This is a genomic window from Gallionella capsiferriformans ES-2 (genome assembly GCF_000145255.1).
In the GTDB taxonomy this organism is placed as follows: Bacteria; Pseudomonadota; Gammaproteobacteria; order Burkholderiales; family Gallionellaceae; genus Gallionella; species Gallionella capsiferriformans.
In genome coordinates, this window is record NC_014394.1 from 2,473,329 (window position 1) to 2,488,381 (window position 15,053).

General features: G+C 53.7%; 16 protein-coding genes and 1 tRNA gene. 9 read left to right on the top strand and 8 right to left on the bottom strand.

Annotation, left to right across the window (positions count from 1 at the left end):
• Positions 1 to 3: 3 nt before the first annotated feature.
• The 6 genes from GALF_RS11395 to queA all read right to left on the bottom strand — a co-directional run bounded on the left by GALF_RS11395 (position 4) and on the right by queA (position 6,147).
• On the bottom strand, positions 4 to 645 hold the full coding sequence (locus tag GALF_RS11395; protein ID WP_041938073.1) for a DedA family protein: 642 nt from the start codon (positions 643 to 645) through the stop codon (positions 4 to 6).
• A gap of 89 nt (positions 646 to 734) precedes the next feature.
• Entirely contained in the window at positions 735 to 1,667 is a 933-nt protein-coding gene (gene secF / locus GALF_RS11400) for a protein translocase subunit SecF (RefSeq protein WP_013294217.1), read from the bottom strand.
• Between the two features lie 9 nt (positions 1,668 to 1,676).
• A complete protein-coding gene (gene secD / locus GALF_RS11405; protein ID WP_013294218.1) occupies positions 1,677 to 3,488 on the bottom strand; it encodes a protein translocase subunit SecD in 1,812 nt (603 codons plus the stop codon).
• Between the two features lie 42 nt (positions 3,489 to 3,530).
• Complete coding sequence (yajC, locus tag GALF_RS11410) at positions 3,531 to 3,854, bottom strand: preprotein translocase subunit YajC (protein WP_013294219.1); 324 nt, start codon at positions 3,852 to 3,854, stop codon at positions 3,531 to 3,533.
• A 52-nt stretch (positions 3,855 to 3,906) separates the two neighbouring features.
• Positions 3,907 to 5,025, bottom strand: a complete 1,119-nt coding sequence (gene tgt / locus GALF_RS11415; protein WP_013294220.1) for a tRNA guanosine(34) transglycosylase Tgt — start codon at positions 5,023 to 5,025, stop codon at positions 3,907 to 3,909.
• An 87-nt stretch (positions 5,026 to 5,112) separates the two neighbouring features.
• Entirely contained in the window at positions 5,113 to 6,147 is a 1,035-nt protein-coding gene (gene queA, locus GALF_RS11420) for a tRNA preQ1(34) S-adenosylmethionine ribosyltransferase-isomerase QueA (protein ID WP_013294221.1), read from the bottom strand.
• A 78-nt stretch (positions 6,148 to 6,225) separates the two neighbouring features.
• On the opposite strand from queA, the gene GALF_RS11425 reads away from it, so the two are divergent.
• The 9 genes from GALF_RS11425 (at position 6,226) to dut (ending at position 13,109) form a co-directional block, all read left to right on the top strand.
• Positions 6,226 to 6,312: transfer RNA gene (locus GALF_RS11425), tRNA-Leu, on the top strand.
• Between the two features lie 178 nt (positions 6,313 to 6,490).
• Entirely contained in the window at positions 6,491 to 6,742 is a 252-nt protein-coding gene (locus GALF_RS11430) for a hypothetical protein (protein WP_013294222.1), read from the top strand.
• 118 nt (positions 6,743 to 6,860) lie between these two features.
• Entirely contained in the window at positions 6,861 to 7,055 is a 195-nt protein-coding gene (locus GALF_RS11435; RefSeq protein ID WP_013294223.1) for a hypothetical protein, read from the top strand.
• Between the two features lie 103 nt (positions 7,056 to 7,158).
• Complete coding sequence (locus GALF_RS11440) at positions 7,159 to 7,605, top strand: NUDIX hydrolase (protein ID WP_013294224.1); 447 nt, start codon at positions 7,159 to 7,161, stop codon at positions 7,603 to 7,605.
• Positions 7,598 to 8,698: a tRNA 2-thiouridine(34) synthase MnmA gene (mnmA, locus tag GALF_RS11445; protein WP_013294225.1), complete on the top strand. Its 1,101-nt coding sequence runs from the start codon at positions 7,598 to 7,600 to the stop codon at positions 8,696 to 8,698. Before GALF_RS11440 ends, mnmA begins: the two co-directional genes overlap by 8 nt.
• Before the next feature lie 65 nt (positions 8,699 to 8,763).
• Positions 8,764 to 10,137, top strand: coding sequence for an adenylosuccinate lyase (gene purB, locus GALF_RS11450; protein WP_013294226.1), 1,374 nt, complete (start codon positions 8,764 to 8,766; stop codon positions 10,135 to 10,137).
• A gap of 41 nt (positions 10,138 to 10,178) precedes the next feature.
• Positions 10,179 to 11,435: a DUF1615 domain-containing protein gene (locus tag GALF_RS11455; RefSeq protein ID WP_050752610.1), complete on the top strand. Its 1,257-nt coding sequence runs from the start codon at positions 10,179 to 10,181 to the stop codon at positions 11,433 to 11,435.
• Positions 11,436 to 11,460: 25 nt separating this feature from the next.
• The gene (coaBC, locus tag GALF_RS11460) at positions 11,461 to 12,657 is read left to right on the top strand and encodes a bifunctional phosphopantothenoylcysteine decarboxylase/phosphopantothenate--cysteine ligase CoaBC (protein WP_013294228.1); all 1,197 of its coding nucleotides are present in this window, start codon (positions 11,461 to 11,463) and stop codon (positions 12,655 to 12,657) included.
• On the top strand, positions 12,654 to 13,109 hold the full coding sequence (gene dut / locus GALF_RS11465; protein WP_013294229.1) for a dUTP diphosphatase: 456 nt from the start codon (positions 12,654 to 12,656) through the stop codon (positions 13,107 to 13,109). The genes coaBC and dut overlap by 4 nt, the downstream gene beginning before the upstream one ends.
• Positions 13,110 to 13,328: 219 nt before the next feature.
• On the opposite strand, the gene GALF_RS11470 is transcribed toward dut, so the two are convergent.
• Positions 13,329 to 14,339: a PEGA domain-containing protein gene (locus GALF_RS11470; RefSeq protein WP_013294230.1), complete on the bottom strand. Its 1,011-nt coding sequence runs from the start codon at positions 14,337 to 14,339 to the stop codon at positions 13,329 to 13,331.
• Positions 14,340 to 14,448: 109 nt separating this feature from the next.
• Positions 14,449 to 15,045 (bottom strand): CBS domain-containing protein, encoded by a 597-nt coding sequence (locus GALF_RS11475; protein WP_013294231.1) that lies wholly within the window; start codon positions 15,043 to 15,045, stop codon positions 14,449 to 14,451.
• Between the last annotated feature and the right edge of the window lie 8 nt (positions 15,046 to 15,053).

Sequence of the window (15,053 nt, forward strand, 5' to 3'; positions counted from 1 at the left end):
CAATCAGATCTTTGAATTTTTATGTTGAATGTACTGAATCATTGCGGGCAGGAATGACAGAAAAATCACCCCTAAGATAATCAATGTCAGGTTATTTTTAACCACCGGTATATTGCCGAAGAAAAATCCTGCCAGTGTCAAACTCCCTATCCAGCCAATACTGCCCGCCGCGCTATACAGCACGAACAGACGGTAACGCATCAGCGCGATGCCCGCTACAAAAGGCGCGAAGGTACGGATAATCGGCATAAAGCGGGCAAACAGGATGGTCTTGCCGCCATGTTTTTCATAAAAAGAATGCGTCTTGTCCAGATGCTCCCGTTTGAGCAACCGCCCCTCGAAACGCTGAAACACACGCATACCGATCAGGCGCCCCACCCAGTAGTTGGTGTTATCACCGCTAAAGGCCGCCAGCATCAAGAGTGGCATCAGCCAGTGCAACTGCAGCGCATCCAGCCCGCACAAGGCACCGGCCACAAAGAGCAGGGAGTCGCCCGGCAAAAAGGGCGCAAACACCAATCCCGTCTCAGCGAAAATAATTGCAAACAAGATAGCATAAACCCACACCCCGTAATCCTGCACCAGCGTCATCAGGTGAGTATCGAGGTGTAGGACTAGATCAATAAGGGTGGTTAACAAAGAAATTCCATTCTATAAAATCAGGCGTAAGGGAGTAGGGAGATGGGTAACTGCAGCTCAGCGGTTGTACGCTTACCCTCCCCCTTCGCAAATTTTTACGGTAGCACTTCTTCAGACTCAACCTTTTCAGGCTTGATAAAGTCTTCGCGCGACACGCCCAGCCACATCAGAATCGGACTTGCGACCAGCACTGAAGAATAAATACTGAACAGGATACCGATCGTCAGCGCCATCGCGAAGTAATGCAGCGTCTCGCCGCCCAAAAACAGCATTGCGCCGACCATCATCTGTGTGCAGCCGTGCGTAATGATCGTGCGAGACATGGTACGTGTAATCGCATTGTCGATGATCTCGGTGACTTCCGCACGACGCATTTTGCGGAAATTTTCGCGGATACGATCGAACACGACCACAGATTCATTCACCGAATAGCCCAGCACAGCTAATACTGCCGCCAGCACAGATAAGGAAAATTCCCACTGAAAGAAGGCAAAGAAACCCAGAATAATGACTACGTCGTGCAAGTTGGCAATGATCGCCGACAAACCGAATTTCCACTCAAAGCGTACCCACAAATAACCCACGATACCTAAGGAAACCAGCAGCAGCGCCATTGCACCGTTTTCGATCAGATCCCGACCTACCTGCGGGCCGACGAATTCAACGCGGCGCATTTCAACGCTGGCATCCTGACTGTGCAATGCACCCATTACCTGCTCAGAGAGTTTGGCGCCTGCCACGTTCTGCTTTAAAGGAATCTGAATCAGCACATCGTGGCTGGAACCAAAGTTCTGCACCAGCGCATCGGGCAATTTCACCCCGGCTAACTGTTCGCGCACCTTCACGAGATCAGCCGGCTGTGCGTAATGCACTTCCATCACGGTACCGCCGGTAAAATCCACACCGAAATTCAAACCGCGGGTCACAAGAAAAAGCACCGCGAACAAAAAAGTCACTAATGAGATCGCCGTGGTGTAACGGCCATAGCTCATAAACGGGATGTCACGCTTGATTTTGAAGAGTTCCATATTTTTTCCTTAACCGATCGACACGCCAGTCAGGCGTGCGCGGCGACCGTAAACCAGATTCACGATGGCGCGGGACACCAGCACTGAACTAAACATCGAAGTCAGAATACCCAGACACAACACCACCGCAAAACCCTTGATCGGGCCCGAACCGAACAAGAACAATGCGATCCCTGCAATCAGATTAGTGATATTCGAGTCCACGATGGTGGCAAACGCGTTATCGTAACCCGCATGAATCGCCGCCTGCGGCGAGATGCCATTGCGCAGTTCTTCGCGAATGCGTTCATTGATCAGTACGTTCGAATCAATCGCCATACCGAGGGTGAGCGCGATACCCGCCATACCCGGCAGAGTCAAGGTCGCCTGCATCATCGACAGCAACGCAATCAGCAGCAACAGATTCGCCGCCAGCGCCACCACTGAGATCGTGCCGAACATCAGATAGTAAGCCACCATGAACACTGCGATCAGCATAAAACCGATTTTGGTCGAGTTAAAGCCGCGCGCGATATTGTCCGCACCAAGACTCGGCCCCACAGTACGCTCTTCGACGATTTCCATCGGCGCTGCCAAGGCACCTGCACGCAGCAGCAACGCCGTGTCCTGCGCCTCTTCAGTCGTCATCCTGCCACTGATCTGCACGCGTCCGCCGCCAATTTCCTCGCGGATCACAGGCGCTGTCACGATTTCACCGCGCCCCTTCTCGAACAGAATGATCGCCATGCGCTTACCGACATTCTCGCGGGTGGCATCTTTAAATTTACGCGCGCCCACGCCGTCCAGATTGATGTGAACCGCCGCTTCATTGTTTTGATTGTCAAAGCCGGGTTGCGCATCGTTGATACGCTCACCGGTGAGCATCACCTGCTTTTTGACCAATATGCTCACGCCTTCGCGATCCTTGAACATCTCGGTGCCAAACGGTGCTACGCCTCCCGCTCCGACCTGATGTTCATCATCCACCATGCGCACTTCAAGGGTCGCAGTACGACCCAGAATATCCTTGGCTCGCGCCGTATCCTGCACGCCGGGCAACTGCACCACTACGCGGTCTGCCCCCTGCTGCTGAATCACAGGTTCTGCCACACCGAGTTCATTGACGCGGTTACGCAAGGTTAACAAATTCTGCTGCACAGCCGATTCACCGATGCGGTGCTCAGCCTCCGGCTTCAAGGTTGCCTGCAACAAAAATTCGCCGTTTAGCTCCTTGTCGACCAGAGCATAATCGGAAAATCGCTGTTTCAATTGCGCCTCGCCCTTAGCTCGTGCCGCCGCATCGCGGAATTTGACCAACAGGGTATTCCCCTCGCGACTCACGCCCGAATAGGCCACATTTTCTTCACGCAATGCGCTGCGAATATCCCCGGTTGCCGCTTCCAGCGCCTTATCCAGTGCCGCTTTCATGTCCACTTGCAACAGAAAATGCACACCGCCGCGCAAATCGAGTCCCAGATACATCGGCAGTGCATGCATATCGGTCAGCCACTGAGGCGAGCGCGGCAGCAAATTCAATGCAACCACATAGTCCTCGCCTAACTGGGCCTTGAGCAAATCCTTGGCTTTGAGCTGCAAATCCGTATCGGCAAAACGCGCCTTGATACTGTTACCATCGAGCGCAACCATCTCGGTGTTGAGGTTACCCGCCTTGAGCGCTGCCTCGACGCGGCCTAACAGCGCAATATCGGCTTTCATACTGGCACGCAGTGGCAAAATTTGTACGGCAGGCGATTCACCAAAAAAATTCGGCAGGGTGTAAATCAGGCCGACCAGTAAAACGGCCAGAATCAGCAGATATTTCCACAGCGGGTAACGGTTCATAACGACCTCAAAAGTGATACATGCAGCACGCAGGCGCGCACCTTACTTGATGGATTTGATAGTGCCTTTAGGCAAGACAGCCTGAATCGCCGTTTTTTGCACGGTTACTTCGAGGTTTTCCGCCAGCTCAACGCCGACATAAGCTTCGAATACTTTGGTAACACGACCCAATTCGCCGCCGATTGTGACCACTTCATCGCCGCGCTGCAACGCTTCAACCATCGCCTTATGCTCTTTGGCACGCGTCTGCTGCGGACGCAATACCAGGAAATAAAACACGGCAACTAACGCCACCAGTGGCAAATATTCCATAAATCCGCCGGGTGCTGCGCCTGCTGCTTCTGCATATGCATTACTGATAAACATTATTTTGACTCCACAAATAATTCAAAAGGGACGCATTCTAGCACGAAGCCTGTTACGGCTTTATGTCGGCGCAAAGTCCTGCGCGTCGCTCGGCAAACCGCACGGCAAATTCGGCAAACGCATCGGCTTCGATGGATGCGCGAATTTCCGCCATCAATTGCTGGTAATAGTGCAGGTTATGTATCGTATTGAGTCTTGCACTCAAAATCTCCTTCAGACGATACAGGTGATGCAGATAAGCGCGACTGAAATTCCGGCAGGTGTAACAGCTACACCCCTCGTCGAGAGGCCGCGTATCCAGCCGATATTGCGCATTCTTGATTTTGATGTCGCCATGCTGCGTGAACAGCATGCCGTTGCGCGCGTTACGGGTCGGCATCACGCAATCGAACATATCGATGCCTTGCGCCACCGATGCGACCAGATCCTCAGGGGTTCCCACGCCCATCAGATAGCGCGGCTTATCCTGAGGCAGTTTAGGCGCGGTATGTTCTAAGATGCGCCGCATATCTTCCTTCGGCTCACCAACCGACAAGCCACCGATGGCAAACCCGTCGAAACCGATGTTCACTAATTCGCTCAGCGATTCATCGCGCAGCCCCTCAAACATCCCGCCCTGCACGATACCAAACAGCGCGTTGGGATTTCCCTCGTGCGCGGCTTTTGAGCGCGCAGCCCAGCGCAACGACAGTCGCATCGAATCGGCCGCTTCGCGTTCCGTGGCAGGATACGGCGTACATTCATCGAAAATCATCACAATATCGGAATTCAACACGCGCTGGATGCGCATCGATTCTTCCGGCGTCAAAAACAGCTTATCGCCATTAACCGGCGACTGAAATTTCACTCCCTCCTCGGTGATCTTGCGCAATGCCCCCAGACTAAAAACCTGAAAGCCGCCGGAGTCCGTCAAAATAGGACCGTCCCAACCCATAAAGTCGTGCAGCCCGCCATGCGCCGCGATCACATCCAGCCCCGGACGCAGCCATAAATGAAAGGTATTGCCCAGCACGATATTCGCGCCGATGTCACGCAGTTCAAGCGGACTCATTGCCTTAACTGTGCCGTAAGTGCCGACCGGCATGAACGCAGGCGTTTGTACCGTGCCGTGCGCCAGCGTCAATTGTCCGCGACGGGCCTTACCTGATGTTTTATATAAAGTAAATTCCATTGAGTTCTTCTTTAATTACCAATATTTCAAATATTCTGTAAGTTGTAAGTGGAAAGTAGCAAGTAAAAGCCCGTATCCACTCACTACTTACGACTCACCACTTACCGATTTTTCGATCAGCATCGCATCACCATAACTGAAGAAGCGATACTGCTGCGCCACCGCATGAAGATAAGCCGCCCGCATCTCGCTCATGCCGCCAAATGCACTCACCAGCATCAACAACGTCGATTTGGGCAGGTGAAAATTGGTCAACAATACGTCCACCACCCGAAAACGATAGCCTGGCGTGATAAAAATCCGCGTCTCGCCAGCCCCCGATTGCAATTCACCTGACGCCGCTGCGCTCTCCAGCGCGCGCAAACTGGTGGTTCCCACCGCAACGACCCGCCCGCCTGCAGCATGCGTCTGCTCAATCGCATCCACCGTCGCTTGCGAAATCTGGTAACACTCGCTATGCATGATGTGCTCCGACAACCATTCGGCGCGTACCGGCTGAAAGGTACCCGCCCCGACATGCAAGGTCACATAAGCAATTTTTACGCCTTTATCCTGCAAAGCTTCTAGCATCGCGTCATCAAAATGCAAGCCTGCAGTGGGCGCTGCCACCGCGCCCGATTGCCGTGCAAACACGGTTTGATAGCGCGTCTCGTCTTCTGCTTCGGCTGCGTGCGTTATATAAGGCGGTAGTGGCAGACGTCCATAACGCTCCAGCAATTCCAGCACAGGCTCTTCAGCACAAAAACGTAAATGGTAAAATTCGCCTGCGCGGCCCATCACTTCGACACTCAATTCACCCGCCAGCAACACATAACTGCCCGTTGGCGGCGATTTACTGGCGCGCACTTGTGCCAGCACCTCGTGATTGTTCAACACGCGCTCGACCATCACCTCGATCTTGCCACCGCTGCGCTTGATACCGAACAGGCGCGCACGAATCACCCGCGTATCGTTCAATACCAGCAAATCTCCCGGCGCAACCTTCTGTAATAAATCAACAAACTGACTATCTTCTAAAATACCATCGTGCACACACAACAGTCGGCTCGCACCACGTTTTTCCGGCGGATGCTGTGCAATCAAGCCGTCCGGCAAGGCAAAATCAAATTCATCGGTACGCATCAACAGCTCATCATTTTCACAAAGGCGCGATTGTAGTTGATCTGCGAAACAGTTTCATGGATAATGCGCACCTCTCTTGCCGGGGTGATGGAACTGGTAGACGTGCCGGACTCAAAATCCGGTGCCTGAAAGGGCGTGGGGGTTCGATTCCCCCCCCCGGCACCAAAGAATTCAAGCCACTTAATTTTTTAAGTGGCTTTTTCTTTGACTGTACTTAGGCGCCCTCTGTAAAGTACGTCCTATATTTTTGTTTGCAAATTCCCTTGTACAACAATGATATTCCACTATAGAATCAACGTTGTTCAAAGCAATTTCAATGATCAATTAACCGAAGGAAATTTAAATGGCAGCTCGTAGATCCAAAGAAGAAATCATCAAAGCGCTAGAAGCAAAAATCCAAAAACTGAAAGAGCAGGCTAGCGCCGACAAGGAAGTTAAAATCACCAAACAGAGCGCCGGAATTTCAGATGCGATTGCAGCAATTGAAAATGCCGCCACGGCAAATAACATTGCGGTCGCCGATGTGATTAAGGCCATCGCCCGCATCAAGCGCACCGGCCTGAAAATTGAAGATTCAGCTCGCAAGGCCAAGTAAAGCTCAGGAATTGGCACCGTGAACCCCCTTCAACGGATTGAATAATCGTACGTTGTATGCCTCGACACCCGTGTGTCGGCAACAAGCCTTACGTTAATCAACTTGAATGGAGTTCACAATGAGCAAACTGTTATCTGTATTAATCGCTGCTGCATTCGCTACTGTTGCATTCTCCGCTGTTGCGGCTGATACCACCCCTGCCAGTACAACACCTGCGGCGGCAACTTCGGCCAAGGCAGTAGAAAAATCAAAAGCTGCCGAAACCAAAGAAGTCAAAAAGCACCATCACCACAAAAAACTAGCCAAGAAATAATTTTTCAGCTTGAACAAAATAGGGCAGAGGAAACTCTGCCTTTTTTGTTTTGCAGCAGTTCAGTGATACCATTCACCGACTTGCAACACTGCCACACATCGAAATGATCTGGAAACCCAATGTCACCGTCGCAGCCGTCATAGAACGCGATGCCAAGTTTTTACTGGTCGAAGAAGAGACCTCGCAGGGGCTGCGCTTTAACCAGCCCGCCGGACACTGGGAACCGGGCGAAACCCTCATTGAAGCTACAATACGCGAGACGCGCGAGGAATCCGCCTACGACTTTGTGCCGCAACATCTGACCGGCATTTACAGCTGGCGAGCGCCGGAATCCAACACGACTTATCTGCGCTTTGCCTTTACCGGAAAACTGCAATCGCATCACCCTGAACAAAATCTGGACGCTGGCATCGTGCGTGCCGTATGGCTCACGATGGATGAAATTCGCGACACTCAGACGCGCCACCGCAGCCCGCTGGTATTGCGCTGCTGCGAAGACTATCTGGCAGGAAAACGCTTTCCGCTCGAACTACTGGTCCACTATGAATAAAAACAAACGCGTCGTCGTCGGCATGTCCGGCGGCGTGGACTCCTCGGTCACAGCACTGCTGCTCAAGCAGCAAGGGTATGACGTCATCGGCCTGTTTATGAAAAACTGGGAAGATGACGACAACAGCGAATACTGCTCCTCGCGTCAGGACCTGCTGGATGCCGTATCGGTCGCCGACACCATCGGCATTCCGATTGAGGCGGTCAATTTTGCTAAAGAATACAAAGACCGCGTGTTCAGCGCCTTCCTGCGCGAATATCAGAGCGGACGCACGCCGAACCCCGATATTCTGTGCAACGCCGAAATCAAGTTCAAAGCCTTTCTGGATCATGCGATCGAACTCGGGGCGGATACCATCGCCACCGGGCATTACGCGCAAGTGCGTGAAGTCGACGGGCTGTTCCAGCTACTCAAAGCCACCGACGCCAGCAAGGACCAAAGCTATTTTCTGCATCGACTCAATCAGGCGCAACTCTCCCGCGCCATGTTTCCACTCGGCCGCCTGCTCAAATCCGAGATCCGAAAAATTGCCGAGCAGCACGGCCTGTGCAACTTTGCCAAGAAGGACAGCACCGGCATCTGTTTCATCGGCGAGCGACCTTTCCGCGAATTTTTGAGCGGCTATCTACCCACCCAACCGGGCGAAATGCGCACGCCCGAAGGTAAACGGGTTGGCCGGCACATCGGACTGTCTTTTTACACCCTGGGCCAGCGACAGGGCTTAGGCATAGGCGGCGAAAAAAACTCCAGCGGCGAGCCCTGGTTTGTCGCGGCAAAAGACATGGAAAACAACCGCCTGATCGTCGTGCAAGGCCATGATCATCCGGCCCTGTTGAGCCACACACTTACCGCCCTCGATGCGCACTGGATCAGCGGCAGCGCGCCGAAAACCAACCATCCTTACGCCGCCAAGACCCGCTACCGCCAAGCCGATGCCCCCTGCCATTTCACCGAACAATCAGGCGACCAGTGTTCAATCGCCTTCGACCAGCCGCAATGGGCCGTCACTCCGGGTCAATCGGTCGTACTGTACGAGGGCGAGGTCTGCTTGGGCGGCGCGATCATCGAGGCGGGGCAGCGGATACAGACTTAAGATATCCCTTAGCCGTGACAGGCTGATTCGCGTAAAATACTCTTTTTAAGATTTCAGGCACTGACATGACCACACTGACAAAACTCACCGCCCTCTCACCGCTGGACGGACGCTATCACGGCAAAGTAGACGCACTGCGCGGCTATTTCAGCGAATTTGGCCTGATCCGCTTCCGCGTCCTCGTCGAGATCGAATGGCTCAAGTCGCTTGCAGCACAGGCGGATATTACTGAAATCGGCCCGTTCTCGACGACGACGATCGCCCAGCTGGATGCGCTCAATGCGAACTTTTCTGAGGCCGATGCAACGGCGATTAAGAATATCGAAAAGACCACCAACCACGATGTAAAAGCGATCGAGTACTGGTTGCGCGATCAGTTGTCCGGCAATCCTGAGACGGCAAGCTCGCTGGAATTCATTCACTTTGCCTGCACGTCAGAGGACATCAACAACCTGTCGCACGCGCTGATGCTCAAAAACGGTCGCGATGCGGTAATGTTGCCGGCCTTAAAACTGATCACATCCCGCTTAACCGAGCTTGCGCATCAGCTGGCCGACATTCCGATGCTGTGCCGCACCCACGGCCAAACGGCGACCCCCAGCACGCTGGGCAAGGAAATGGCCAACGTGGCCTACCGTTTGCAGCGCGCGACCAAACGCCTTGAAGCGGTCGAAATAATGGGAAAAATCAACGGCGCGGTGGGCAATTACAACGCGCATCTGTCCGCCTACCCTGACGTGGACTGGGAAGCCTTCGCCGAAAAGTTCGTCACCGAACGCGGCATCGTCTTCAACCCCTACACCATCCAGATCGAACCGCATGATTACATGGCGGAATTGTTCGACGCCTTCGCGCGCATCAACACCATCCTGATCGATCTGAACCGCGACGTCTGGGGCTACATTTCGCTGGGATTTTTCAAGCAAAAAGTCATCAAAGGCGAAGTCGGTTCCTCAACCATGCCGCACAAGGTCAATCCGATTGACTTCGAAAATTCCGAAGGCAATTTAGGGATGGCCAATGCGCTACTGCGCCATCTGTCCGAAAAATTGCCGATTTCACGCTGGCAGCGCGACCTGACCGATTCGACCGTGCTGCGCAACATGGGCGTAAGTTTAGGCTACACGCTGCTCGCTTATGAATCCTGCCTGAAAGGTCTCAATAAGCTCGAAGTCAACGAAGTGCGCGTGGCAGCCGATCTCGATGCGAGCTGGGAAGTCATGGCCGAACCCATCCAGACGGTGATGCGCCGCTATAACATTGAAAATGCCTACGACAAACTGAAGGAACTCACGCGAGGCCAGAGCGGCATCAACCGTGTATCACTGCGCGCCTTCATTGCAACACTGGCAATCCCTGAAGCCGAAAAGGAGCGCTTGATGCAGCTATCGCCTGACAGCTATACCGGCATGGCAGCGACGCTGGCTAAACGCATCTGATGTTTTGCAGCCTCCTGAGTGACACAGGAGGCGCTCTCAATGTGAACACCCTTCGCCGCACCGGCCTGCTGATTCTGATTTCCCTCTCGGGCTGCGCCAGCACGCCCGAACCTGTTGCAGAAGCACCGGTCGTTCAAAGCCAGTCCGCCAAAATCAAACCGCCTCCTGTCGCGCCAGCGCCCAAAAAAGCACCCGTTCCACCCTCGGTAGTAATACCCGCTGCAAAAGCGCCGCCCGCATCCGAAAAGGAAGTTCATGAGCTCCTGATGAGATTGTTGCCCGCACGTCTCAAGGACAAGGCCGGCTGGGCAGACGATTTGCAAAGCGCATATAAGGCGCTGCAAATCCCCCCTACCCCGGAGTATTTTTGCGCAACGTTGGCGGTCATCGAGCAAGAATCGAGTTTTCAGGCAGATCCCGTCGTACTAGGCCTGCCTGCGATCATCCGCCGTGAAATTGTTCAACGCAGCGAAAAATACAGTATTCCGCAAACCGTCATCGACTGGATGCTATCCAGCAACTCTCGCGATGGCCGCAGTTTCAGCCAACGCATCGATGCACTCAAAACAGAAAAGGAGCTCAGCGACCTGATCGAAGAAATCATCGCCATGCTGCCTGCAGGGCGTGAATTATTCCCCAACTACAATCCGGTACACACCGGCGGCCCGATGCAGGTCAGCGTCGAATTTGCCGAAAGCCATGTCCGTGCGCGCCCCTACCCCTACCCGTTGCACGGCAACCTGCGCAACGAAGTTTTCAGCCGGCGCGGCGGCGTCTATTTCGGTAGCGCCATTTTGCTCGACTATCCCGCACCTTATACCGATATGCTGTACCGGTTTGCCGACTTTAACGCAGGACGTTACAGCAGCCGCAACGCCGCCTTTCAGCGTGCACTGTCACGCGCGAGCGGCCAGCCACTCGCGCCGGATGGCGATCTGCTGCGCTACAAGAACGGCAACCCCAGCACGGATGCCAGCGCTACCTTAAAGGCGCTGCTCACCCTCAACCGGACGCTCAAGCTGAGCGAGGCGGAATTACAGCGTGATTTGCGCCTCGAAAAGCTCTCCTCATTCAGCAGGACACCGCTCTATCAACGACTGTACGCGCTGGCTGATCAAAATGGCACTCAGCCGCGCGTCGCCTTGCCGCAAATCGATCTTAAGAGTCCTAAAATCAAACGCAAGCTCACCACCGAGTGGTTCGCCAATCGCGTCAACAGCCGCTACAAAAATTGCCTGCAACAAAAAGGCTCCATCAGCGCCGACAGCAAAACAACTAAGAGCCCAGGCGGCGGCTAGTCAGCAGTGATTCCGATGCTGTAAGATGCGCGGCATGAATAAACAACACATTGTGCTCGGCATCACCGGCGGCATTGCAGCTTATAAGTCAGCCGAACTGCTGCGCCTGTTAATGAAACTGGATTACTCCGTACAAGTGGCGATGACGGAGGCCGCCTGTCACTTCATCACACCGACCACCCTGCAAGGGCTATCCGGCAAACCGGTCTATACCGACCAGTGGGATGCGCGTGAGTCCAACAGCATGGCGCACATCAACCTCAGCCGCGCAGCGGATGCGATTGTGATTGCCCCGGCCAGTGCCGATTTCATCGCTAAGCTTGCCAACGGACTGGCCGACGATTTGCTCTCCACGCTGTGTCTCGCGCGCAACTGCCCATTGCTGATCGCCCCCGCGATGAACAGGGAGATGTGGCAAAACCCGGCAACGCAGCGCAATATTGCCCGTCTGATCAACGATGGCGTACAGGTACTGGGGCCCGCTAGCGGCATACAGGCCTGCGGTGAAGAAGGTCTGGGGCGCATGCTGGAGCCGTTGCAACTAACCCAGCTCATCTCGGCCGCTTTTATCCCCAAACTGCTCGCCGGTAAAAAAATTCTGATGACCGCAGGGCCGACCTATGAGGCCATCGACGCGGTGCGCGGCATCACCAATCGCAGTTCGGGAAAAATGGGTTATGCCATCTGTCAGGCGGCCCTGGAAATGGGCGCCGAGGTCGTGCTGGTATCGGGTCCGACCGCGCTTGCAACACCACATGATGCACAGCGCATCGACGTGCAAAGTGCAGCGCAGATGTACAACGCCGTCAAACAGCATGTCGCCGCTTGCGACATCTTTATTGCAGTAGCCGCCGTCGCAGATTATCGCGTGGCGCAAGTGAGCGAGCAGAAAATCAAGAAAAGCGCAGCCCCCCTCACGCTGGAACTGCTGCCCAATCCGGATATTCTGGCCTCAGTCGCAGCGCTCGCAAATCCGCCCTACTGCGTGGGATTTGCCGCCGAGAGCGAAAATCTGGCAACATATGCCGAACAAAAGCGCCTCGCTAAAAGACTGCCTCTGCTGGTCGGAAATATCGCGCAGCAGGCTATCGGTAGCGACGACAACGAACTGATCCTGTTTGACGATGCTGGCATGCACCCCTTGCCACGCGCCGACAAACTCACGCTGGCAAGACAGCTGATGCAGTACATCGCGCAACATTACGAAGGAGATTTTTCATGAAACATCCAAAAGTCGACGTTAAAATTCTCGATTCCCGCCTGCATCAAAATATGCCGACTTATGCAACCGGCGGCTCTGCTGGCATCGACTTGCGCGCCTGCATCGAACACGCTTTAGTGATACAGCCCAAACAATGCGAACTGATCCCGAGCGGCATCGCAATTCATCTGGCCAACCCCGGGTTTGCCGCCATGATTCTGCCGCGCTCGGGCCTAGGTCACAAACACGGCATCGTGCTGGGCAATCTGGTCGGACTGATCGATTCGGACTATCAGGGACAGATTTTCGTATCGCTTTGGAATCGCAGCCAGATCCCATTCACGCTGATGCCGATGGAACGCATGGCACAACTGGTTATCGTGCCGGTCGTACAAGCTCAGTTCAACATCGTCGAAGATTTTCCCTTAAGTGAGCGCGGCACCGGCGGCTTCGGCAGCACCGGAAAACACTGAAAGACAATGGATAATTAACAATTAACAATTGATAATTAAGGATGAATTCCAATAAAAAACCCGCCGAAGCGGGTTTTTTAACTTACTCAATCCTTCACGTAACAACTTGGGGCGCAACCACCTTCATTCAGGAGCAGGAGATTTATCTCCTTAGCTCCGTGAGAAACCCCTTGCGGTCTTAGTTGTGCGGGGAATGCCCTTGCGGCATAAATCCTGCCTCTAGTGTTCCAGATTCAGTTCGATCTCGGTGTTATCGCCGCGACGTATAGACACCTTTTCGGTCACCATATTGTAGCCTGCGAGTTTCACGCTAATCGCATGAATGCCAGGCTCCATCTCCAAACGCAACGGTGACATACCGTAATACACGCCATCGAGATACACCTTGGCGCGCGGCGGATTGGTATTCACCAGCAGCAAACCATTCGCTTCACTGGCATGCGGACGGTACGTCGAAGGCTGTACATCGCCCTGAACGCCATAGTTCTGCACAGCGACTGGTGCCGCTTTAGGCAAAGAAGGCGCGACATAAACCGTCACACCGGGAACCGGCTTACTGCCGGGCGTCAAATTAAATAGGTCCGGACGTCCCGCCATCAGGGATGAACTGATGGCCTCAACCGTCTTGGTACTGGCAACCTTTAATTCCCTGTTCAAATAAGCCATCACATCGTCTTTATTGTTGCCGGCCACCCCAGCAAAGCGATTGTGTTTCTCGTTGACCAGCCCCGACCAGATCACTTTGCTGGTTGCAACTTCCTTCACCGTCGTCTCGATCGCAATCGTGACATCATCGCGCTCCTTGACGTTGAGTGTTAATTCTTTCACGACACCCGTGACTTCAAAAATAGCATTCGCGGCGCTAGAGCCCTCCATAACCTGAAAACCTTCCGCATCGAAACGGCGCTTGATCGCAGCGGTCGCAAGGGCGGCGACATCCTGATCGATAATTAATTCCTTGCCGCTCATGCCGCCGACCTGCGTGGTCATTTGGCCGAGATAACGCGGATTGCTGACTTTACGCTGATCGACATAGTTGAGCACGCGCAAAGTTGCACCGTACTTAAGTCCGGGCGTACTGACCGGCGCTGTCATTTTGGCAGTTTCAATCGTACCGCTACCGCCGCCCAACCATCCACCTACGGTATTTTTTGCATCTTTGATCGTAGAACATCCGGCGACAGCCGACAACAAAACAAGCAGTGCAACACGTTGCGATAATGAACTCATTAACAGTCCTTCTGAATTTTCAATTTAAATACACGGGATATAACAAAAAAACGGCACATAAGATTCAGCTAAGAAATCTTATGGCCGATTTTTTCTAATGAATTAGAACTTAACCGTGGCTGATAGCCGCTTCAATTTCTTCAAAGGTACGCGCTAATTCGAAGCTCTGCACCTGTGCCCCGAGCAAGCGGGCAATCTGCGTAATCGAGAACAGACCGCACACGGTTTGCTTGCCATCCGCCCCTTCAGTGACCACCAGCGCATGCTGCCGATTGGATTTCTTCAAGCTGGCAACGATGTCACCTACTTTAGCCTTCTGCACGTCCTCAATCTTCATCGCGCTCAATTCACGCTGCGTACTCATAATGTCGCGCACCATGATGTCAGCGTGCGTTCCACCCATATTTTGCAAAAAACGCATCGGTTTTTCGCCCAGCACATCGGAGGCGGTCAGCAAACCGGCCACCTGATCATTATCGTCCAGCACCAGCAGCATCCGAATGCCGTAACGGATCATCTTGGCATTGGCGCGTTCCATTGAAGTCTTAGCGCGCACGCTGATCACAGAGATACGGGTTAAATCCGTCATAACGGACGCGGCAGGATCGCTCAGCTTGACGCGCTCAGGAAACGCTTGCACGGGACGCACAAAAGACGAACCCGTTTTCAACGGATGTGATTGCAACCCGGAATATTCTCTAATCATGCTTGCGC